Annotated in this window: 21 protein-coding genes; 10 read left to right on the top strand and 11 right to left on the bottom strand. The window is 64.2% G+C overall.

Translation table 11 applies throughout. The annotated features are described in order from the left end of the window. Positions 1-47 precede the first annotated feature (47 nt). Positions 48-584, bottom strand: coding sequence for a YqaA family protein (locus tag ACNPP0_RS03610; RefSeq protein WP_332609711.1), 537 nt, complete (start codon positions 582-584; stop codon positions 48-50). 158 nt (positions 585-742) lie between these two features. On the opposite strand from ACNPP0_RS03610, the gene ilvA reads away from it, so the two are divergent. Then, on the top strand, positions 743-2251 hold the full coding sequence (gene ilvA / locus ACNPP0_RS03605; RefSeq protein ID WP_332609709.1) for a threonine ammonia-lyase, biosynthetic: 1509 nt from the start codon (positions 743-745) through the stop codon (positions 2249-2251). A gap of 173 nt (positions 2252-2424) precedes the next feature. Here the strand turns inward: ilvA and ACNPP0_RS03600 are convergent, their stop codons facing one another. Together ACNPP0_RS03600 and ACNPP0_RS03595 are read right to left on the bottom strand one after the other, a co-directional pair. Next, on the bottom strand, positions 2425-3537 hold the full coding sequence (locus ACNPP0_RS03600) for a porin (RefSeq protein ID WP_448705031.1): 1113 nt from the start codon (positions 3535-3537) through the stop codon (positions 2425-2427). A gap of 461 nt (positions 3538-3998) precedes the next feature. Beyond that, positions 3999-4382: a DUF4148 domain-containing protein gene (locus ACNPP0_RS03595; RefSeq protein ID WP_332609705.1), complete on the bottom strand. Its 384-nt coding sequence runs from the start codon at positions 4380-4382 to the stop codon at positions 3999-4001. A gap of 403 nt (positions 4383-4785) precedes the next feature. Between ACNPP0_RS03595 and ACNPP0_RS03590 the strand changes: the two genes are divergently transcribed. Next, entirely contained in the window at positions 4786-5676 is an 891-nt protein-coding gene (locus ACNPP0_RS03590; protein ID WP_046803091.1) for a LysR family transcriptional regulator, read from the top strand. 13 nt (positions 5677-5689) lie between these two features. Here the strand turns inward: ACNPP0_RS03590 and ACNPP0_RS03585 are convergent, their stop codons facing one another. From ACNPP0_RS03585 to purT, 8 genes are all read right to left on the bottom strand, one after another. Then, a complete protein-coding gene (locus ACNPP0_RS03585) occupies positions 5690-6241 on the bottom strand; it encodes an adenine phosphoribosyltransferase (protein ID WP_046803090.1) in 552 nt (183 codons plus the stop codon). 54 nt (positions 6242-6295) lie between these two features. Next, positions 6296-7993, bottom strand: coding sequence for a thiol reductant ABC exporter subunit CydC (gene cydC, locus ACNPP0_RS03580; protein WP_448705030.1), 1698 nt, complete (start codon positions 7991-7993; stop codon positions 6296-6298). Continuing rightward, complete coding sequence (gene cydD, locus ACNPP0_RS03575; RefSeq protein ID WP_448705029.1) at positions 7990-9756, bottom strand: thiol reductant ABC exporter subunit CydD; 1767 nt, start codon at positions 9754-9756, stop codon at positions 7990-7992. The genes cydC and cydD overlap by 4 nt, the downstream gene beginning before the upstream one ends. After that, complete coding sequence (gene cydX, locus ACNPP0_RS03570) at positions 9753-9878, bottom strand: cytochrome bd-I oxidase subunit CydX (RefSeq protein ID WP_046803087.1); 126 nt, start codon at positions 9876-9878, stop codon at positions 9753-9755. The genes cydD and cydX overlap by 4 nt, the downstream gene beginning before the upstream one ends. A gap of 13 nt (positions 9879-9891) precedes the next feature. Then, positions 9892-11046: a cytochrome d ubiquinol oxidase subunit II gene (cydB, locus tag ACNPP0_RS03565; protein WP_448705028.1), complete on the bottom strand. Its 1155-nt coding sequence runs from the start codon at positions 11044-11046 to the stop codon at positions 9892-9894. Between the two features lie 14 nt (positions 11047-11060). Further along, entirely contained in the window at positions 11061-12635 is a 1575-nt protein-coding gene (locus tag ACNPP0_RS03560) for a cytochrome ubiquinol oxidase subunit I (RefSeq protein ID WP_448705027.1), read from the bottom strand. Between the two features lie 128 nt (positions 12636-12763). Beyond that, complete coding sequence (locus tag ACNPP0_RS03555) at positions 12764-13309, bottom strand: GbsR/MarR family transcriptional regulator (RefSeq protein ID WP_104142636.1); 546 nt, start codon at positions 13307-13309, stop codon at positions 12764-12766. Between the two features lie 311 nt (positions 13310-13620). Then, positions 13621-14838, bottom strand: coding sequence for a formate-dependent phosphoribosylglycinamide formyltransferase (gene purT / locus ACNPP0_RS03550; RefSeq protein ID WP_448705026.1), 1218 nt, complete (start codon positions 14836-14838; stop codon positions 13621-13623). Positions 14839-14943: 105 nt separating this feature from the next. On the opposite strand from purT, the gene ACNPP0_RS03545 reads away from it, so the two are divergent. The 8 genes from ACNPP0_RS03545 (at position 14944) to hprK (ending at position 20937) form a co-directional block, all read left to right on the top strand. Next, complete coding sequence (locus ACNPP0_RS03545) at positions 14944-15933, top strand: KpsF/GutQ family sugar-phosphate isomerase (RefSeq protein ID WP_332609691.1); 990 nt, start codon at positions 14944-14946, stop codon at positions 15931-15933. Next, complete coding sequence (locus ACNPP0_RS03540; protein WP_448705025.1) at positions 15930-16538, top strand: KdsC family phosphatase; 609 nt, start codon at positions 15930-15932, stop codon at positions 16536-16538. The genes ACNPP0_RS03545 and ACNPP0_RS03540 overlap by 4 nt, the downstream gene beginning before the upstream one ends. A 37-nt stretch (positions 16539-16575) precedes the next feature. After that, a complete protein-coding gene (gene lptC, locus ACNPP0_RS03535; protein WP_046803080.1) occupies positions 16576-17208 on the top strand; it encodes an LPS export ABC transporter periplasmic protein LptC in 633 nt (210 codons plus the stop codon). Beyond that, the gene (gene lptA / locus ACNPP0_RS03530) at positions 17205-17825 is read left to right on the top strand and encodes a lipopolysaccharide transport periplasmic protein LptA (protein ID WP_332609688.1); all 621 of its coding nucleotides are present in this window, start codon (positions 17205-17207) and stop codon (positions 17823-17825) included. The genes lptC and lptA overlap by 4 nt, the downstream gene beginning before the upstream one ends. 33 nt (positions 17826-17858) lie before the next feature. Beyond that, the gene (gene lptB, locus ACNPP0_RS03525; protein WP_332609686.1) at positions 17859-18653 is read left to right on the top strand and encodes an LPS export ABC transporter ATP-binding protein; all 795 of its coding nucleotides are present in this window, start codon (positions 17859-17861) and stop codon (positions 18651-18653) included. 222 nt (positions 18654-18875) lie between these two features. Beyond that, positions 18876-19214, top strand: coding sequence for a ribosome hibernation-promoting factor, HPF/YfiA family (hpf, locus tag ACNPP0_RS03520; RefSeq protein ID WP_006216296.1), 339 nt, complete (start codon positions 18876-18878; stop codon positions 19212-19214). A gap of 321 nt (positions 19215-19535) precedes the next feature. Continuing rightward, positions 19536-19991, top strand: coding sequence for a PTS sugar transporter subunit IIA (locus ACNPP0_RS03515; protein WP_104142633.1), 456 nt, complete (start codon positions 19536-19538; stop codon positions 19989-19991). A gap of 19 nt (positions 19992-20010) precedes the next feature. Next, positions 20011-20937, top strand: coding sequence for an HPr(Ser) kinase/phosphatase (gene hprK, locus ACNPP0_RS03510; RefSeq protein ID WP_006216298.1), 927 nt, complete (start codon positions 20011-20013; stop codon positions 20935-20937). Positions 20938-20952 lie beyond the last annotated feature (15 nt).

The raw sequence follows: 20952 nt of genomic DNA, 5'->3' as shown, positions 1-20952 counted from the left end.
GCGGGGAAAACGGCATGTACCGTCCCCGATTAAACGAAAGTTGGTGCTTAGATCTGGCCCGGGAAGAACCACAGCAGGCTGGCCGTCATGGCCAGGTAGCGCAGGAATTTGCCGATAGCCATATAGACCACGCACGGCCAGAACGACAAACGCAGCCAGCCGGCCACGGCGCAAAGCGGATCGCCCACGGCGGGCAGCCAGGACAAGAGCAGCGCGGGCGGGCCCATGCGGTGCAGCCAGTCATGCGCGCGTTCGTTCCAGCGGCCGCGCATGCGCCCGCCTTCGGTGGCGTCCGGATGCGGATGCGGGTGCTTTTCCTTCCACCGTTGCACGGCTTTTTCAGCGCCTACGCCCATCCAGTAGCTGATTGCCCCGCCCACGGTGTTGCCGGCGGTGGCCACCAGGATGGCGGGCCAGAACATATCGGGCGCCAGCTTGATGAAGCCGAACACCGCCGGCTCGGAGCCCAGCGGCAGCAAGGTGGCGGATATCAGCGACACCGTGAAGATGGCGGACAGGCCCACCGAGGGCAGCGCCAACATTCCCAGCAACCAGTGAACAGCGGATAAGAGGCTTTCTTCCATGAGGAGCGAGTGTAGCCGCGCGCAGTGAAATGACGATCAGGAATCGAACCGGCCCGCGTGTCCACGTCGCGGCATCGCAACCAGAAACCTGACGGGCGACGCGGCTTTCCCTGCAATAATCTCGCCCAATCCTCACTTTTGCTTCTTTGCGCGGCCCCATGTCCACTGATTATCTGAAACGCATCCTGACTTCGAAGGTTTACGACGTGGCGGTGGAATCGCCGCTGGAGGCCGCGCCCCAGCTGTCCGCGCGCATGTCGAACACGGTGCTGCTCAAGCGTGAAGACACCCAGGCAGTGTTCAGCTTCAAGCTGCGCGGCGCCTATAACAAGATGGCGAACCTGCCGCCGGCTGCATTGAACCGGGGCGTGATTGCCGCCTCGGCCGGCAACCATGCCCAGGGCGTGGCGCTGGCCGCCAGCCGGCTGGGCTGCCGCGCCGTCATCGTCATGCCCACGACCAGCCCCCAGGTAAAGGTGGACGCGGTGCGCCGCCTGGGTGGCGAAGTGGTGCTGGCCGGCGAGAGCTTCACCGACGCCTTCGCGCACGCGCAAACCCTTGAGAAGAAAGAAAAGCTGACCTTCGTCCACCCCTTTGACGACCCCGACGTGATCGCGGGTCAGGGCACGGTGGGCATGGAGATCTTGCGCCAGCACCCGGGCCCCATCCACGCCATCTTCGTGGCGATCGGCGGCGGCGGCCTGATTTCCGGCGTGGCTGCCTATATCAAGCAGTTGCGCCCCGAGATCAAGATTATCGGCGTGCAGACGGAAGACTCCGACGCCATGCTGCGCAGCGTGCGCGCCGGCCGCCGCGTGCAGCTCAATGACGTCGGGCTGTTCTCGGACGGCACCGCCGTCAAGATGGTGGGCGCCGAAACCTTCAAGCTTACGCGCCAGTACGTGGACGACTTTGTCGTGGTCAACACAGATTCGATCTGCGCCGCGATCAAGGACGTGTTCCAGGACACGCGCAGCGTGCTGGAACCGGCGGGCGCCATGGCCGTGGCCGGCGCCAAGCAATACGCCGCCGAACACAACCTGAAGGGCAAGACGCTGGTGGCGATCGCCTGCGGCGCCAACATGAACTTCGACCGCCTGCGCTTCGTGGCCGAGCGCGCCGAAGTCGGTGAAATGCGCGAAGCCGTCTTTGCCGTGACCATGCCAGAACAACGCGGCAGCTTCCGCCGCTTCTGCGAACTGGTGGGCGAACGCAGCGTGACCGAATTCAACTATCGGATATCCGACGCGGACCGCGCGCATGTGTTCGTGGGCATCCAGGTGTCCTCGGCCGCCGAGCCTGACAAGATTGCCGCCAATTTCCGCCGCCACGGCTTTGACACGCTGGACCTGACGCACGACGAAATGGCCAAAACGCACTTGCGCCACATGGTGGGCGGCCGGTCGGCGCTGGCGCGCAACGAACTGCTGTACCGCTTTGAATTCCCGGAACGCCCGGGCGCGCTGATGCGTTTTTTGAACGCGATGAATCCGGACTGGAACATCAGCCTGTTCCACTATCGCAACCAGGGCGCCGACTATGGCCGCATCCTGATCGGCATCCAGGTGCCGCCCGCCGACAAGAAACAGTTTCGCGCGTTTGTGGCCGAACTGGGCTACCCGCACTGGAACGAAACCGAGAACCCGGCCTACAAGCTGTTCCTGTAGACGACGCGCCACCACACCACGCGCCGCCCCAATGCGAGAGGGCCTCCATCTGGAGGCCCTTCCCTTCTGTCCGTCAAAGACGCCCGGCCGAACCCAAGGGGGGCTCGCTGTCACTCGGCGGCCTACGGAGATAAGCCGCGCATTCAGCAGGGTTCAGCCAGACGTCCCGCCGATTAGAAGCGGTGGCGCAAGCCCACGGCGACGGCGGTGTCGCGTGCGTCGTGCTGGAACGCGTAGTTGTCGCCGTAGGACGCGTACGCGTACAGGTTGGTGCGCTTGGTGAAGTCGTAGGTATAGCCCAGGCTGTACACGTTGAACGTGGCGTCATCGCCCGTCAGTTTGTCGTTGCCGGGGGTGGCGCGCTGCCACGAACCGAAGACGGCGTGACGGCCCAACGGAACGGTGGCGCCGATCATGTACGAATTGGCGCGAAAGCCGTCGGCCAGCTTGAACGAACCCAGGTTGTTCATGCCTTCCGGCGTGGTGCCCATGTTCTGGCCAACGAACCAGCCGTCGCGCGTCTGGCCGAATGCGGCAGCCAGCTTCACCACTTCAAAGTCGTACGAACCGCCGACGATGTATTCCTGAATGCGCGCGGCGCTCTTGCCGCCAACGCGATCGTTGGTCGGGTCGAAGCGGTCATACGCGGCGGCCAGGTTCAACGGGCCGTTCACGTACTGCGCGCCTACGGTCAGCACGCGGTTGTTGTTGCCGGTGGCAAAGCCGGTCTGCGTGGTGTCGCTGACGGTGTCATCCGCGCTGAACGAATAGCCCACGCCGGCCTTGAAGCCGCCCAGGCTGGGCGTTTGATACAGCACCATGTTGTCCAGGCGCATCGTATTGGCGCTGCCGAACGTCGTACCCATGTTGGCGGTGTTGTAGCTGATCGAGAACGGGTCGATGGAGCCGAAGTACTTGGACGCCAGGTTCGTTTGACGACCGAATTCCAGACGGCCCCAGGAATCGCTGTCCAGCCCAACCGTGGCTTGACGACCGAACAGGCGGCCGTTCTGGGCCGACTTGCCGTTCATCGGGCCAAAGCCGCCTTCCAGGGTGAACACGGCGCGCAGGCCGTCGCCCAGGTCTTCCGTGCCGCGCAGGCCGAAGCGCGAGCCGCTGCTCACGCCCTGCACGCCGCCAATACGGCTTTGCTTCACACCGTTGAACTTCACTTGTTCGTAGCCGATACCGGCGTCGATCAAGCCGTACAGCGTCACGGAGTCGGCGGCTTGCGCGGCGCTGGCAAAGCCTGCCAGCAACGCGACGGCCAATAGCGTCTTCTTCATAACAGTTACCCCAAAATGGCGAGATGAAAAGGCATGCGCAGCGGCCGCGCCCAAGCGGCGGGCCTGCTGCGTGCCGCTGCGATCCGCATGCGGCGTCTGCACTGACGCTAGTGTCCGGCGTGCTGCAACGCGAAGTAACACGGATTTCGACGAACTACTTTCCATGGTTGGGATAATCCCGCCGCGCAAGCCTGGCTTGGCGACATCGCGCCACGCTTAAGGCCTTGAAAATAAATGCGAATGTTTGCTCGCCATTGCGTCGCGCGCGGCGCGGACGACTTCGATGTGGCAGAATTTTCCGACAGCACTTGTTGTGCGCCTCGACCAGTTGTGCGGCAAAAACGCCACAGTGTGCGGGGCTTCACACATGCCGACAAAAATGGCCGGCAAATAAAAAACCCCTTGGCGTCTCAAGGGGTTCTTCGTGACCAGCGGGCAGTGCAATAAAACAATAGGCGGGCTTACTTGCCCTTGGGCGGGTAGTCCAATTCGCCAAAGGTGTATTCGCCGCGCGCCTTGGCTTCGGCCAGTTCCTGGCGCACCTGTTCGCGCGTCTTGCCACCGGATTGCGACACGGCGGCGCGAGGCGGGTAGTCCAGTTCAGCGGTGGTGACCTGGCCGGCGGCCTTGGCGCTTTGCAGTTCTTGCTGAACCTGATCGCGCGTCAGACCAGTTTGCTGCACGGTGGCGGGCGGGTAGTCCAGTTCACCAAACGTGACCTGACCGGCGGCCTTGGCGGCTTGCAGTTCTTGTTGGACCTGTTCACGCGTCTTGCCATCGGCGTGGGCGGCGGACATGCCAACCAGGGTTGCGGTAACCATGAGTGCGGTTGCTAGGGCTTTCATTGTGATGACTCCATCCTAAACCTTGCACAGCGTGCGGCGCCAGAATGGCGGCCGCGATGTGACTGTTTGATTGCTGGGACGAAGTATCTGGAAAATCACGCCTAGTAAAAACCCTTAATTTGGGGAACATATTTGCACGGATGGGACAATCGCAGAATGTATCCGGCTGCCGCTGTGCCACGGTTGCGGAATTGGGCGGGGTGTCTTGAGCGTGACAGCGGCGCCAAGGCGCCGCAAGCCTTGCGGGCATTCAGCTTCCCGCAAGCCAACGCGCCGAAATCGGGAAGCGCCAAGAAGGAAGCGGACCTTCAGCGCAAGGAAATAGACATTTCAGCTGGCGGGACAATAAATCCATTTATCATACAAACCTGCCAGAAATGGAATTTAGAGAGTCGAGGACCCCATGGATATCCAGCTTAACGACATCGCGCTTTTTGTCGAAGTCGCCAAGCGCAAGAACTTCAGCCACGCCGCCGAAGCCTTGAATATTCCAACGTCCACGCTGTCGCGCCGCGTCAGTGAACTGGAACGCAGCGTTGGCATGCGGCTGCTGAACCGCAGCACGCGCAAGATCGACCTGACCGAAGCCGGCGCCATTTACTTCGAGCGCTGCCGGCACATCGTTGAAGAAGCGCGCATCGCGCACGACCAGTTGCTGGACATGGCGGTGCAGCCCAAAGGGCGCCTGCGTATCTCGCTGCCGACCAGCCTGGCCCAGCTTTTCCTGCCGGCCGTCATCAGCGAATTTCGCGAGCAGCATCCCGACATCGAATGCGATTTCGATCTGAGCATGCGTCCGATCGACCCGATCAGCAATCCGTTTGACCTGATCCTGCGCTTTGGGCAGCAACCCGATTCCAGCTTGATTTCGCGCAAGATCGTACTGATGGCGCACCAGCTTTACGCGTCGCCGGATTACCTGGCACGCTATGGCGAACCGCGTGTGCCGGGCGACCTGACCCACCACGAATGCCTGCGCCCGACCATGCGCGAGGAATCATCCTTCTGGATGCTGCATTCGGGAGACAAGGTGGAACGCGTGCAGGTGTCGGGCAGGCTGTCCGCCAACAACGTGGGCATGTTGGGGCGGCTGGCCAGTCAGGGGCTGGGCATTACGCCGCTGCTGGTGTTCGATGCGATGGAACGCGCCATCAAGCAGTCCGGGCTGGTGCGGGTGCTGCCCGATTGGAGCCTCACGCCGCTGCCGTTGTTTGCGCTGCTGCCCTCGCGCATGTTGCCCGCCAAGACCAAGGCGTTTCTGGATTTCATCCAGCCCAGGCTGTCGGATTCCTAAGCGCGACCTAGGTTTAGGGCGTGGCCGCGCCGTACTGACAGACGGTGAATAGCGGCGTGCCGGTTTCGGCCACTTTGGTCGAGCCGCCCAGATCGGGCAGGTCGATAATCGCGGCGGCCTCGACCACGTTGGCGCCCAGGCGCTGCAACAGCTTGATGGCCGCCAGCATGGTGCCGCCCGTGGCGATCAGGTCGTCGACCAGCAGCACGCGCTGGCCGGTGCGCACGGAATCCGTGTGCATCTCGACGGCGGCATTGCCATATTCCAGCGAATATTCCTCGGCCACGGTGCGGAAAGGCAGCTTGCCCTTTTTGCGCACGGGCACAAAGCCCAGGTTCAGCTCGTAGGCCAGCACGCTGCCCACGATGAAACCGCGCGCGTCGATGCCGGCCACCAGGTCAAGGCGTTGGCGCATGTAGCGGTAGACGAACAGATCGATCAAAACCCGGAACGCCCGCGGGTCCTGCAGGACGGGCGTGATGTCGCGGAAGATGACACCGGGTTGGGGCCAGTCCGGAACGCTGCGGATGGTGCGCCGGATGGTCTCGGCGTTGTCGGTCTGCATGAAAGGCGGGCCTGAAGAATTGAAGCAAGGCGAACTATAACCCTGCCACCGCGCTTAAGCCAGGATTGCCGCCTGCGGTGACAAGTCATGTAATTGACCATTGCACAATTGCAGGCTGCGGTGCACGGCGCCGGGGGGTAGCGCGGCGTGCGTCACCAGCACCACCGAGCGGCCGGCTACCGCGCGTTCCAGGTCATTGAAGAAGCTGGCCTCGGCAGCGGCGTCCAGCCCGGCGGTGGGCTCGTCCAGCACGATAACGGCCGCCGGCGACAACAGGGCGCGCGCCAGACACCGGCGGCGCGCCTGCCCGGCCGACAACTGCGACCCCGTTTCACCTGCCCAGGTGTCCAGCCCTTCCGGCAGCGCGCGAACAAAGTCGCCCAGGCGGGCGGCGTCCAGCGCGCGCCACAATGCCGTGTCGTCGGCGTCGGCATCGCCGATCAACAGATTGGTGCGCAGCGTGCCCAGGAATACGGGAGCATCTTGCGACAGCAAGGCGATGCGGCGGTGCCAATCACGTTGCGTGCACGCGCGGGCGTCCACGCCACCGAAATGCACCTGCCCGGCTTGCGGATCTTCCAGCCGCAGGATCAGGTGCAGCAGCGTGGACTTGCCCGCGCCGCTGGCGCCCAGAATGGCCACGCGTTCGCCCGGTTCGACATGCAACTGGATGCCGTCCAGCACGATCGGGCTGTCGTCAGCCGACCGCGCCGGGTAGCGGAACGTGACCCCGTCCAGCGCCAGCGCGCCGCTTTCGGGCAAGGCGCGTGGGTGGGTGGGGTCTTGCATGTCGGGTTGGGCCTGCGTGACTTCGCGGATGCGGGCGGCGGCAGTCATGGCGGAGCCCATGCGCGACGCCCCTCGCATGATGGGGCCGGCCACCTCAAAAATGCCTATCACCGCCAGCAGCAGCCCGACCAGTACGGGGCCGTCGATACCGCCTGCTTCGTGGGTGCCCAGGCCGAACCACAGCAATGCCAGCACCGACACACCCGCGGCGACCTGCAAGAACCACTGACCGCGTGCGGCGACACGCGCCTGGCTGCGTCGAGCTTGCGCGCTGGCCTTACACAGGTGCTGAAAATGTTCGGCGGTCTGCGCCTGCGTATGCAGCGCGACCATGTCGGCGTGACCTTCCACGGCGTCCAAGGTTGCCGCGCGCAACCCGGCGGCGCTTTCCTGGGCGGCCGCGCCGGGTTTTTTCGCGGCCCGCAGCAACCACAGCGGCACCAGCACGCAGGCGGTCAGCAAGGCCAGCGCAAACGTCAACGCCGCTGCCGGCACCCACATGCCCAACACGGCGGTCAGGACGGCGCCGGCCAACACGGCCGTCGCCAAGGGCGCCAGCACGAACAGGAACACCGTATCCAATGCGTCGACGTCACCCGTCATGCGCGCGACCAGGTCGCCGCTGCGATAGCGGGCCAGTTGCCGTGGCGTCAAACGGATCAGTGCGGCAAACACCATGGCGCGCAAGTCGGCCAACAGGCGCAGCGTGGCGGAATGGCCCACCACGCGATCGGCGTAGCGGGACACGATGCGCAGGAATGACAGCCCACGCACCAGCGCGGACGGCGCGAACAAGTTGAACACACCGCCCGCCCCCGCCAACGCCGCGCCCGTCAGGAACCAGCCCGACACGCCAAGCAAGCCGACGCCGGCAGCGACGGTGGCCAGCGCACAGAATAATGCGAGTAAAAGCCCGCTTTTTCGGCGCGCGTATAGAGGGAGCAGTAACAGCAGGTTCTTCATGCAGCTTCCAATCTTCCGTTCGCAAGCCGAAGCACCTGGCCCACGCGCGCGGCCACGGCCGGCGAATGCGTGGACAGCAACAAGGTGCGGTCTTTGGAAAATTCAACGATCTCGTCCAGCACACGCGCCTGCGTCGTTTCGTCCAGATGCGCGGTGGGTTCGTCCAGCAGGACCAGTCCCGGGTCGCGCAGGAACAAGCGCGCCAGCGCCACGCGCTGGGCTTGTCCGCCAGACAAGCCATGGCCGCGGCTACCCAGCCGCGTATCCAAGCCCTGCGGCAAGGTGTCGGTAAACGCCAGCACGCACGCGCGGCGCGCGGCCTCGTGCACGTCTTCATCGGACGCGGCCGGGCGGCCCAGGCGGATGTTGTCGGCGATGGACCCGGCCAATAGCTGCGGCGTCTGGCCGATCAACGCTACCCGCCCGCGCAATGCGGCTTCGTCCCATGCTTCCAGCGGCTGGCCGTCGATGAGGATATTGCCCTGGCAGGGACGCAGCCGGGCGACGGCCTCGATCAGCGTGGACTTGCCGATGCCGCTGGGCCCCATCAAGGCGGCGTGTTCGCCGGGCGCGAGGGTTAGCGAGGCATCATTTAGCACCGGTTGCGTTCGGCCCGGGGCCAGAACGGTCAGCGCAGACACCGACAGCGCGACGCCGGACGGGTGGAATCGGACAGTGGCGTGCGGCAGGGTCTGCGATTGCGGCCGCGCCGGCTCGGCGGCGCCATCCGTGGGCAAGCCGTCGAACAGCACCGCGATCTGCGTCACGGCGGCCAGCGCCGTGGCGCGGTCGTGATAGTGCGCGGCGAACTGGCGCAGCGGCGCGTAGACTTCCGGCGCCATCAGCAGGCAGAACAAACCCGCCTGCAAGGTCAGCGGCGACCAGCGCACATCCAGGAAACCCAGGTACGTCAGACCGATGTACACCGCCACGCCCGCCACGCCCAGCGCGGCGAAGAATTCCAGCACGGCAGACGACAGGAACGCGATGCGCAACACCGACATCGTGCGCTGGCGCAGCGCATCGCTGGCGGCGACAACCGAGGCGGCCTCGGCGTCGGCGCGGCCGTACAGCTTCAACGTGGACAGACCGCGCAAGCGATCCGCGAAAAAGCCCGACAAGCGCGCAAACGCACGCAGGTGCCGGCGGCTGGCGCCTTGCGCGCCCCACCCCACCAGCGCCATGAACAAGGGAATCAGCGGCGCGGTGATCAGCAGCACCAGGCCGGCCACCACGTCCACCGGCAGCAGCACCACCGAAAACGCCACGGGCAACAGCGCGGCGGCGGCCATGGCGGGCAGGTACTTGGCAAAGAAGCCGTCCAGCGCTTCCACCTGGTCCACGACCGCGCTGGCCAATTCGCCCGAGGCCTTGCCACGAGTCCAGTAAGGCCCCTTGGCCACCATGCGGGAAAACAAGGACTGGCGCACGTGGCGCTTAATGCGTTCGGCGGCATCCGCGCCGGCACGTTCGCCCGCCCAGGTGATGGTGGCGCGCAGCAGCATCAACGCCGCAATGGCCAGGATGCTGGTCAGCAGTTGCTGGCGCGGCACGTGCTGAACGATTGCGGCGTCCAGTACACGCGCCAACAACCACGCCTGCACCACCAGCAACGCGCCGCTGACCAGCGGCGCGGCGCCTGCGAGCATCAAGCCGGGCCTGGCCGCGTTGGCCAGCGTCATCAACCACCGCGATTGTTCGCGCGGTGGTTTTTGCAAACTGGCCGACGGGTCGTGCTCCAGGCTGCTGGCGCCGCCGCTCACTCGTCGTTACGGCTGACGCGCGGGTCGTGCGAGTGACCTTCGCGCAGCTCGAACCACATGGCGTTGAGGATGGCAAAAGCGCATGCCAGGCCCAGGCCGAGTATCCATGAGAAATACCACATGAGGCGGCTCCTTTTAGTACGAATTGGGCGTGCCGCCCACGGATTCATGGGTGACCTTGCCGCGCATGACGCGATACACCCAGGCGGTGTACAGCGTCACGATCGGCAGGAACACAGCCACGGCAATCACCATGATCCACAGCGTCAGGTGGCTGGACGAACCGTCCCAGATGGTCAGGCCGGCTTGCGGCTTGGTCGAGGACGGCATGACGAACGGGAACAGTGCAAAACCCACCGTCAGGATGACGCCCGTGATCGACAACGCCGACGCCAGGAACGCCAGCATGTTGGCGCGCGCCGTCAGCAGCAGCACCACCAGCAGCGCGCCGCCCACGCCCAGCGCGGGCGCGATCCACATCAACGGCCACGTCGCATAGTTGGCCATCCACGCGCCCGACTGCACCGCCACGGTCTTGAGCATGGGGTCGGACGGGCCACCCATGTTGACCGCGCTGGTGATGGTGTGGCCGCCAATGCCGCCGGCCACCCAGAAGCCGCCCGCCACGAACAACGTCGCGGTCAGCAGGCCGGCCAGCCGGCCCCAGTTGCGGGCACGCGAGGACACGGGATCGTCCGTGCGCCAGGCCAGCAGCACCGCGCCGTGCATCGCCAGCATCACCACGCTGAGCACGCCGGCCAACAAGGCGAACGGCGCGAACAGCTGATAGAAGTGCCCTTCGTAGATGGGCCGCAACGTCACGGGGTCAAAGGTGAACGGCACGCCCAGGATGATGTTGCCCATGGCCACGCCGAACACCAGCGAGGCCACCACGCCCGAAAAGCACAGCACGCCATCCCAGCTGTTGCGCCAGCGCGTGCCTTCCATCTTGCTGCGGTACTTGAAGCCCACAGGACGCAGGATCAGCGCAACCAGCACCAGCATCATTGCCAGGTAGAAGCCGGAGAAGGATGCTGCGTATAACAGCGGCCAGGCGGCAAAGATGGCGCCGCCCGCCGTGATCAACCACACCTGGTTGCCTTCCCAGACCGGGCCGACAACGTTGATGACGATGCGGCGTTCGGCGTCCGTCTTGGCCACCACGGGCAGCAAGGCGGCCACGCCCAGGTCAAAGCCGTCCATGACGGCAAAACCAATCAGCAAGGCGCCCAGCAGCACCCACCAGATGACACGCAAGGTGCCGTAATCAAAAGGAATCAGGGTATCCATGTGCTTGTCTCCGCTTAGGCGCGCACGGCGGCGCGCACAGGATCGGCGGCGGCGTCGCTTGCCACCGGCCCATCGGATTTCGGACCCGCCTTGATGGCGTGCAACATGACCTTCACGCCGATGATCAGCAAGACGGTGTACAGCACCAGGAAGATGGCAAGGCTGATGGCCAGGTCGGCAATCGTCAGGCCGGATGCCGCGTAATACGTGGGCAGCACGCCTTCGATCACCCAGGGCTGGCGGCCGTACTCGGCCACGAACCAACCGCTTTCAATGGCGACCCAGGGCAGCGGCAAGCTCCACAGCGCCACCTTCAGCAAGCCACGGCGGCTGTCCAGGCGGCCGCGCGAGGCCAGCCAGAACGCCACGCCGAAGAACAGGATCAGGTACATGCCCACCGCGACCATGATGCGGAACGCCCAGAACAGCGGCGCCACGTTGGGCACGGTATCGATCGCGGCCTGCTTGATGTCGGGCTCGGTCACCTTGGTCATGTCTTCCTGATAGCGCTTGACCAGCAAGGCGTAGCCCAAGTCGGGCCAGGTCTTGTCAAAGACCATGCGCGCGTCCGTATCCTTGGGGTTGGCGCGGATCTTCTGCAAGGCGTCATACGCCACCATGCCGTCGCGGATGCGGTTTTCGGCGCGCAGGATCAGGTCGTCGATACCCAGCAGCGGCGTGGTCAGCGAACGCGTGCCGATGATGCCCATGACGTACGGGATCTCGATGGCGAAGTCGTTCTTGCGTTCGGCCTGGTTGGGAATCGCGATCAGGTTGAAGGATGCGGGCGCCGGCTCGGTGTGCCACATGGACTCCATGGCCGCGATCTTCATCTTCTGATGCTCGGTGGTCAGGTAGCCGCTTTCGTCACCCAGCACCACCACCGAGAGCGCGCCCGCCAGACCGAAGCTGGCGGCCACGGCCATCGAACGCTTGGCCAGGTCGGTATGACGGCCCTTAAGCAGGTACCACGCGCTGATCGACATCACGAACATGGCGCCCGCGACGTAGCCGGCGCTGACCGTGTGCACGAACTTGGCCTGCGCCACCGGGTTGAAGATCACCGCCGCGAAGTCGGTCATCTCCATGCGCATGGTGTCGGGGTTGAAAATGGCGCCCACCGGATTCTGCATCCAGCCGTTGGCAATCAAAATCCACAGCGCCGAGAAGTTTGTGCCGAACGCCACCAGCCAGGTCACAACCAGGTGGCTGACCTTGGACATGCGGTTCCAGCCGAAGAAGAACAGGCCGACGAAGGTGGCTTCCAGGAAGAAGGCCATCAGCCCTTCCAGCGCAAGCGGCGCGCCGAAGATATCGCCCACGTAGTGGCTGTAGTAGGACCAGTTCATGCCGAACTGGAACTCCATCACCACGCCGGTGGCTACACCCAATGCAAAGTTGATGCCGAACAGCGTGCCCCAGAACATCGTCATCCGTTTCCAGATGGGGCGGCCGGTCATGACGTACACGCTTTCCATGATGGCCAGCATGAACGACAGGCCAAGCGTGAGGGGAACGAACAGGAAATGGTAAAGCGCGGTCGCGGCAAACTGGAATCGCGACAGGTTGACGACGTCTAGATCAATCATTGGGGCGCTCCCAAGCAGTCAAGACACCGTGGCAACCGGCGTGGTTCCCCGGCCGACTCTGGCGCCATGTTACGGGCGATGAATACAACGTCATAGCAATTTCCTGAAAAATCGGGGCGCATGGAAACTCAGTCCTTGCCCCGCAATTTGCCGGCGAAGCCCAGCACTTTCTGCACTTGCGAACCCAGTCGCATGAGCTTTTGCACGGTCTCCGGGGGCAGGCGTTGAACCTCATCGAACCATCCGGACGACAGCTCGATGAGTTCCAGCATTTCGGTCATGCGTTGTTGCGCGTAGGCGTCGTTGGGGCCTGACGGGGTCTCCAGCAAGGTGTCGCGCAGCAGGGTCATCGTGGGGTTGATTTCGCGTTTGCGCTTTTCTTCCATCAGAATGCGGAAGATTTCCCACACGTCTTTGGGCGTTTCGAAGTAATCGCGCCGGTCGCCCACTTGGTGGACCAGCTTGACCAGGCGCCACGACTGCAATTCCTTCAGACCCAGGCTGACATTCGAGCGCGAAAAACCCAGTGTCTCGGCAATCTCGTCGGCGTTCAGGGGGTCGGGGTGCAGGAACAGCAGCGCGTAGATCTGGCCAACGGTGCGATTCACACCCCAGCGGCTGCCCATTTCGCCAAAGTGCAAGACGAAACGTTCGTTTTGAGGGGTAAGAACCATGTGTTTATTGCGCCGTAGGACAAGTACACGGTGTTTTGGATGAATCTAGTTACACCGTTTTCAGAAATTCCTGAAATTATCGAACAAACTGTGCGATTGCGCAAACCACAATATCGGCAGGGGCAAAGACGCAAGCGACGCATCGTGGCAGGAAAACGACGGCGGGAAAGCGACGTTCACGGGTGGGGATGACAGGCAACGACAACAGCCACCGGCCCGGAGGGCGCGGTGGCTGCGAGGACAGGGAAAATACGGGCGGCTATTTAATAGAGCCGGGGGGCCCAATGGACCCGGGCGGACATGCCCGTGCCTCAGCCCGCCTTGACGGTGACCGCGGCGCAAACGCGCTTGGCCTTGGCGCGCGCGGCGGCCACGTCGTCGGCCACGGCCAGGCCCACGCCCATGCGGCGCTTGACGAAGGATTCGGGCTTGCCGAACAGCCGGATGTCGGTGCCGGGTTCGGCCAGCGCGTCGGCCACGTTATGGAAGGACACGGCGGCGGCGTCCACGCCGCCATAGATCACGCTGCTGGCGCCGGGCTGGCGCAGGCTGGTGTCCACCGGCAGGCCCAGCAAGGCGCGGGCGTGCAATTCAAATTCGTTCTGGGTTTGGGTAATCATGGTGACCATGCCCGTGTCGTGCGGACGCGGGCTGACTTCCGAAAACCAGACCTGGTCCCCCGCCACGAACAGCTCGACCCCGAAGATGCCCAGCCCGCCCAGGTCCGAGGTGACGGCCAGCGCGATTTCGCGGGCGCGTTCCAGCGCGGCGGGCGACATGGGATGCGGCTGCCAGCTTTCAACGTAGTCACCGTCAACCTGCTTGTGGCCGATGGGCTCGCAGTAACGGGTTTCGACCTTGCCGTCGGCGCCACGCGCACGCACCGTCAGCAGCGTGATTTCGTAGTCGAAGCGGATGAATCCTTCAACAATCGCCCGGCCGCCGCCCACCCGGCCGCCTTCCTGGGCGTAGCGCCACGATTGGGCGACGTCATCCGCGCTTTTGATGACGGATTGGCCCTTGCCGGACGAGGACATCACCGGTTTGATGACGCAGGGGTAGCCGATGCCGCCGTCGATGGCGGCGCGCAATTCTTCTTCGGTGTCGACAAAACGGTAGGGAGAAGTGGGCAGGCCCAACGTCTCGGCCGCCAGGCGGCGAATGCCCTCGCGGTTCATGGTCAACTGGGCGGCGCGCGCGGTCGGCGTCACGCGGGCCACGCCCGCCGCTTCCAGCTCGACCAGCAAACTGGTGGCAATGGCCTCGATTTCGGGGACAATAACGTGCGGCTGTTCCTGCTGGATGATCTTTTTCAGGGCGTCCGCGTCGGTCATGGACACCACATGCGCACGGTGCGCCACCTGATGGCCCGGCGCGTCGGCGTACCGATCCACCGCAATGACCTCCACGCCCAGCCTTTGCAGGGCAATGATGACCTCTTTGCCCAATTCGCCCGAACCGAGCAACATGACTCGGGTGGCCAGGGGGGACAGGGGCGTGCCAAGGACGGGGCTGGAAATGCTGGACATGGAGCGGGCCTGGATAAGAAGAATTGAAAGCCGTTGAAAAGAGCCGCCAGAATGCCATACGGCCCTGGCGGGGGCAAACCCGCCCACTGATATTAAAATCCCCGCATGACTGATCATCCCATCACTTCGTCCGATGCCGCGCTGGCATCCGCCCGCCGCACCTTGCAAGTCGAAAGCCAAGGCCTGCTGGACCTGTCCGCGCGGCTGGACGACTCGTTCACCCAGGTTGTCGCGCTGCTGCTGGCCTGCCGTGGCCGCGTTGTGGTCACCGGCATCGGCAAGACCGGGCACATTGCCCGCAAGATCGCCGCGACCTTCGCCTCGACCGGCACGCCCGCCTTCTTCGTGCACGCCGCCGAAGCCGTGCACGGCGACCTGGGCATGATCACGAAAGACGACGTGGTCATCGCCATCTCTTATTCAGGGGCCGGGCAGGAATTGCTGACCATCCTGCCGGTGGCGCGCCGCATGGGCGCCAAGCTGGTGGCCATTACCGGCAACCCGCAATCCGAACTGGCGCGATTGGCGGACGTGCACCTGGACGGCAGCGTGGCGCAGGAAGCCTGCCCGCTGAACCTGGCGCCCACTGCCAGCACCACGGCCGCGCTGGCGCTGGGCGATGCGCTGGCGGTTGCCTGCCTGGAAGCGCGCGGCTTCAGCCCGCAGGATTTCGCGCGGTCCCACCCCGGTGGCGCCCTGGGCCGCCGCCTGCTGACTTTGGTGCGCGACGTGATGCGCCACGGCGATGCCCTGCCCATCGTGCTGGCCGGCACCCCCGTATCGCAAGCGCTTGAGGTGATGTCCGCCAAGGGCATGGGCATGACGGTCGTGACCGACGCGCAACACCGCCCGCTGGGCATCTTCACCGACGGCGACTTGCGCCGCCTGATTGCCCGGCACGGCGACATCCGAAGCTTGACCGTGGAGGCGGGCATGACCCGATCGCCACGCAGCATTCCCCCCGACGCACTGGCCGTCGAGGCCGCGCAGCAGATGGACGAGCTTCGGCTCAGCCAGATGCTGGTGTTGGACGCAGACGGCGCCCTGCTGGGCGCCTTGCACATGCATGATCTGATGGCCGCTAAAGTGGTATGACTATGACTCTTCCTGCATCCGTGACTCACCCGGCCGAAGCGCTGGTTCTTGCCCGCATCCCCGCTACCGTGCGCGATCGCGCCGCCGCCGTGCGCCTGATGGTGTTCGACGTGGACGGCGTGCTGACCGACGGCAGCCTCTATTACGGTGAAGGCGGCGAACTGCAAAAGCGCTTTCACGCCCTGGACGGCCACGGGCTGCGCCTGCTGATGGAAGGCGGCCTGAAGGTGGCGCTGATGACGGGCCGCTCTGGCCCCATCGTGGCCCGCCGCGCCGCCGAATTGGGCATCTCGGAAGTGATGCAGGGCGTGCGCGACAAGGGTTCGGCGCTGGCAGAACTTGCGCAGCGCTCGGGTGTCCAACTGAATCAAACCGGCTACATGGGCGATGACATCATCGACCTGCCGGCCATGCAACGCGCGGGTTTCGCAGCCAGCGTGCCCAACGCACCCGGCTATGTCAGCCAGGCCGCCCATTGGGTTTCCACGCAGGCCGGCGGCAGCGGCGCGGTGCGCGAATGCTGCGACCTGCTGTTGGCTTCCCAAGGACGCCTGGGCGCGTTCCTGGCGGCGCCCGGCCTGCTGGGCCCCGGCGCCATCCAATGACGGCCACGAACTTCGACACGCCCTGGCGGCGACACTGATGAAAGAACGTTTTCCTTCCCTGATCGCGCTGTTCCTGCTGCTGGTGCTGGTCACCAGCTCGTGGTGGGCCGCCGATTACGCGCAGCGGGCGATCCAGGTCGACCCGCCGCGCCGCATCACCCACGAAATGGACGCGTGGTCGCGCGATTTCGTCATGCTGCGCACTGACCCGACGGGCCGTCCGATCAACCGGCTGGAAGGCGAATACGCCGAGCATTTCCCCGACGACGATTCGTATCACATCACCGCGCCCCGCGCGGTGGGCCAACGCGAGGCCAACCCCGTGACGGTGGGCGTCTCGAAAACCGCCGTGATGGAACAAGGCGGCAAGCGCATCGTCATGAATGGCGATGCGCACGTGCATCGCCAACCCGACGCCAACAACGACGTGCTGGACGTACGCAGCCAGCAGCTGATCATCCTGCCCGACGAAGACGTCGTGTATACCGACCTGCCGGCGGAAGTGCTCAAGGGCCGCTCGCGCATGAACGGCAAGGGCATGCACTACAACAACAAGACGCGCCAATTGCAGGTGTCCGCGTCGACGGATGTTGAAATTGCCGGTTCCGAAGGCAAGCAACAGCGCCGCACCGAGATACCCGCCAACAACACTGACCAAAAGAAACCATGACCGACCTTCGGACTCTCTTTGCCCCGACGACTCGCCTGCTTGGCGCCGTCCTGCTGACGGCCTCGGTGTTCGCGCCCACCCACGCGGCGGAACCCGCGGCCAAGCCGGCCGAAGAGCCCAGCACCCTGATCCTGTCGGACACGCTGCACTATGACGACGTAAAGAAACAAAGCGTTTTCACTGGCAACGTCAACATGACGCGCGGCCTGATGACGCTGACGTCCGACACGCTGGAAATGCACGAAGACGCACAGGGCGGCCAGTACGGCACGGCCACCGCCAACAAGGGCAAGGTCGTGACCATTCGGCAAGAGCGCCCCGAGACGTTCGAGTTGATCGAAGGCAAGGGCCTGCGAGCCGAATACGACGGCACCAAAAGCACGTTCGACCTGATCGGCCAGGCCGTTGTGGTCCGTTACGTCTGTGGCAAACCGTTCGACACGATTCGCGGCGAACGGGTACGCTACAACGAAAAAACCGGCACCTATGAAGCGCAGGGCGGCCCCAACTCCGCCGCTGCCGGCGGTCGCGTGCGTTCGGTTGCCGAGCCTCGCGCCAAGTCCGATGCCGCCGTGGCCGAATGCCGCAAGCAGCAAGCCGCCAAGAAAGGACGCTAAAGCGTCCCCCATGCAACACCACTCGCAGCCACGATGAACCAACCTTCTGTGCCCACACCCGTGACCTCCGCCCCCTCGGGGGTCAAGCAGGGCAGCCTGCGCGCAACCGGCTTGCGCAAGACCTATAACGGCCGGACCGTGGTGCAGGATGTGTCCCTGTCCGTGGTCAGTGGCGAAGTCGTGGGCCTGCTGGGCCCGAACGGCGCCGGCAAGACCACCAGCTTCTACATGATCGTGGGCCTGGTGCCCGCCGACGCGGGACGCATCGAGATCGACGGCGCCGTCATCACGGCGATGCCGATCCACAAGCGCGCGCGCATGGGCCTGTCGTACCTGCCGCAGGACGCATCGGTGTTCCGCCGCCTGACCGTCGAGCAGAACATTCGGGCCGTGCTGGAATTGCAGCTGGGTCCCGATGGCCGCGCGCTGTCCACGCCCAAGATCAACGAGCAGATGGAATCGCTGCTTGAAGAGCTGCAGATCGGCCACATTCGCAGCAATGCCGCCATTTCGCTGTCGGGCGGCGAACGCCGCCGCGTGGAAATCGCGCGCGCGCTGGCCACCAGCCCACGCTTCATCCTGTTGGACGAACCCTTTGCCGGCGTGGACCCCATCGCCGTCATCGAAATCCAGCGCATCGTGCGGTTTTTGAAGGGCCGCGGCATCGGCGTGCTGATCACCGACCACAACGTGCGCGAGACGCTGGGCATCTGCGATCGCGCCTACATCATCAGTGAAGGCAAGGTGCTGACCGACGGTCACCCGGACGAAATCGTGGGCGATCCGGCCGTGCGCCGCGTGTACCTGGGCGAGCACTTCCGCATGTAACGGGCACCCTGGGGAAGACCCCTAGACGCCTCTCGGGCGTAGGCAAATACGCCCTAGGGGTTCAGCCATAAAAATGCCATGTTCTTGCGCTAGGTCAGCTTGTTTTCTCGGCCCGAGTCTATACACTAGTACTAAACGCACCCACCAATCCAAGGAGAACGCCTAACGACCTCACCGCGCATTTTGCGCACCCATTTTTCTCTTTTAGAAGGAGAGCACACTATGAACCTGAGCATCTGCGGTCGTCACCTCGACGTCACCCCGGCAATCCGGGAATATGTCATGAACAAACTGGCGCGAGTGCTGCGGCATTTCGATCACGTCATCGATACCCAGGTCATGCTCTCAGTAGAGCCCCTGCGGCACAGAGCCGAAATCACCATGCGTCTAAGCGGTAAGGATATTCATTGTGAAGCGACCGATGAAAATCTCTACGCAGCCATAGACCTTCTTGCTGACAAAGTCGACCGTCAGGTCATCAAGCACAAGGACAAGGTACGAAGTCACTCAGCGGAGTCCGTGAAGCGGCAAGCGGCGAGCCTCTCGCCACCCCAGCAGTAATGCGCTTCATGATCACTCGCCCTGCGCGATAAGCTAAACAGCGATTGTAAAAATCCTGCCTAAGTCCCGGTGTCCCGCTAGACGTCAGTCCAGCCGGGGCATCGGCAAAACTCCCCGCTCTACCCCCTCTCGCGCATTCCCCAATCCCCCTGTTTTTGCCATGCCTGGCCGTGTCCACGGGCTGGACGCTGTGTGTGAACGCCCACAACGCGCCGCGATCAGACTATGCTGTCGCTCTTGCCACGCCGTTCGCCGCCTGTCCACCGGGCGGGGCGCCAGGCCAATTTATTGCACTGCGTCATATAACCATATAATGATCCGATGAATCATTTGTCGCGCATCCTACCCGCCGGCAACGTCGTGCTCGATATGCTCGCAACGAGCAAGAAACGGGCGTTCGAACAAGCTGGCCTTCTCTTTGAAAACAACCATGGCTTGGCACGCGCGCTCGTGTTCGACAGCCTGTTTGCCCGGGAACGTTTAGGCTCCACTGCCCTTGGGCAGGGCGTGGCCGTTCCGCATGGCCGCGTGAAGGGGCTTGAGCAGGCATTGGCGGCGTTTATCCGCTTGAGCCAGCCGATCTCGTTCGACGCGCCCGACGGGCAACCGGTGTCGATGCTGCTGTGCCTGCTGGTGCCCGAAACGGCTACGCAACAGCACCTGGACATCCTGGCCGAACTTGCACAGCTGATGTCCAACAAGGCATTGCGCGAGGCCCTGGCCACCGAGCCCGACCCGGCCATCGTCCACCGCATGCTCACCACCGGCCAACTCTGATCCTCGCGGAAACGCTGCCATGCTCACGGTGCAGGAACTCGTCGACGACAACGCCGACAAAATCCCCTTTAACTGGATTTCGGGCCAAGGCGCCGCTGACCGCGCCATTCCCGATGACGGCATGGCGGCCGCCGATCTTGTCGGCCACCTTAACCTGATCCACCCGTCGCGCATCCAGGTGTTCGGCCAGGAAGAACTGGCGTATTACACGCGCTTCGACCTGCGGCGCCGCATGCACCACATGGACGAGCTGCTGATCGGCGGCGTGCCGGCCATTTTGCTGGCCGATGGGCTGACGCCCCCGCAAGACCTGGTGGACCAGTGCGACCAGCATCAGGTGCCGCTGCTGTCCACGCCGGTCGCCGCCGCGCAGTTGATCGACCTGCTGCGCATCTACCTGGGCAAGAAGCTGGCGCCCACCACCACCGTGCACGGCGTGTTTCTTGATGTGCTGGGCCTGGGCGTGTTGATTACCGGCGAGTCGGGCCTGGGCAAAAGCGAGTTGGCGCTTGAACTGATTTCACGCGGCCACGGTTTGGTGGCCGACGACGCGGTGGAGTTTTCCCGCACCGCGCCCAACATGATCGAAGGCCACTGCCCCCAGCTGCTGCAAAACCTGCTGGAAGTGCGCGGCCTTGGCCTGCTGGATATCCGCACCATCTTCGGCGAGACCTCGGTACGCCGCAAAATGCGCCTGAAGCTGATCGTGCATCTGGTGCGCGCCACCGCGCAGGACAAGTTCGAACGCCTGCCCCTGCAAGACATCACGCAAGACATGCTGGGCCTGCCCGTACGCAAGGTGATGCTGCAAGTGGCCGCGGGCCGCAATCTGGCGGTGCTGGTCGAAGCCGCCGTGCGCAACACCATACTGAAGTTGCGCGGCATTGATACGCTGGGCGAATTCATGGAACGCCAGGCCATGGCGATCCTGCAAAGCAGCAAATGAACGCGCGCGGTCTCG

The sequence above is a fragment of the Achromobacter semiaridum genome (genome assembly GCF_053543755.1).
This window is presented reverse-complemented; position numbering and strand designations above follow the sequence as displayed.

Coding starts and splice junctions, on each gene's coding strand:
- lptC (WP_046803080.1), top strand. CDS start 16,576: ATGAAAGAACGTTTTCCTTCCCTGATCGCGCTGTTCCTGCTGCTGGTG.
- ACNPP0_RS03545 (WP_332609691.1), top strand. CDS start 14,944: ATGACTGATCATCCCATCACTTCGTCCGATGCCGCGCTGGCATCCGCC.
- cydB (WP_448705028.1), bottom strand. CDS start 11,046: ATGGATACCCTGATTCCTTTTGATTACGGCACCTTGCGTGTCATCTGG.
- hpf (WP_006216296.1), top strand. CDS start 18,876: ATGAACCTGAGCATCTGCGGTCGTCACCTCGACGTCACCCCGGCAATC.
- ilvA (WP_332609709.1), top strand. CDS start 743: ATGTCCACTGATTATCTGAAACGCATCCTGACTTCGAAGGTTTACGAC.
- ACNPP0_RS03540 (WP_448705025.1), top strand. CDS start 15,930: ATGACTATGACTCTTCCTGCATCCGTGACTCACCCGGCCGAAGCGCTG.
- ACNPP0_RS03595 (WP_332609705.1), bottom strand. CDS start 4,382: ATGAAAGCCCTAGCAACCGCACTCATGGTTACCGCAACCCTGGTTGGC.
- ACNPP0_RS03590 (WP_046803091.1), top strand. CDS start 4,786: ATGGATATCCAGCTTAACGACATCGCGCTTTTTGTCGAAGTCGCCAAG.
- ACNPP0_RS03515 (WP_104142633.1), top strand. CDS start 19,536: ATGAATCATTTGTCGCGCATCCTACCCGCCGGCAACGTCGTGCTCGAT.
- cydC (WP_448705030.1), bottom strand. CDS start 7,993: ATGAAGAACCTGCTGTTACTGCTCCCTCTATACGCGCGCCGAAAAAGC.
- cydX (WP_046803087.1), bottom strand. CDS start 9,878: ATGTGGTATTTCTCATGGATACTCGGCCTGGGCCTGGCATGCGCTTTT.
- purT (WP_448705026.1), bottom strand. CDS start 14,838: ATGTCCAGCATTTCCAGCCCCGTCCTTGGCACGCCCCTGTCCCCCCTG.
- lptB (WP_332609686.1), top strand. CDS start 17,859: ATGAACCAACCTTCTGTGCCCACACCCGTGACCTCCGCCCCCTCGGGG.
- ACNPP0_RS03560 (WP_448705027.1), bottom strand. CDS start 12,635: ATGATTGATCTAGACGTCGTCAACCTGTCGCGATTCCAGTTTGCCGCG.
- ACNPP0_RS03600 (WP_448705031.1), bottom strand. CDS start 3,537: ATGAAGAAGACGCTATTGGCCGTCGCGTTGCTGGCAGGCTTTGCCAGC.
- ACNPP0_RS03585 (WP_046803090.1), bottom strand. CDS start 6,241: ATGCAGACCGACAACGCCGAGACCATCCGGCGCACCATCCGCAGCGTT.
- hprK (WP_006216298.1), top strand. CDS start 20,011: ATGCTCACGGTGCAGGAACTCGTCGACGACAACGCCGACAAAATCCCC.
- ACNPP0_RS03555 (WP_104142636.1), bottom strand. CDS start 13,309: ATGGTTCTTACCCCTCAAAACGAACGTTTCGTCTTGCACTTTGGCGAA.
- ACNPP0_RS03610 (WP_332609711.1), bottom strand. CDS start 584: ATGGAAGAAAGCCTCTTATCCGCTGTTCACTGGTTGCTGGGAATGTTG.
- lptA (WP_332609688.1), top strand. CDS start 17,205: ATGACCGACCTTCGGACTCTCTTTGCCCCGACGACTCGCCTGCTTGGC.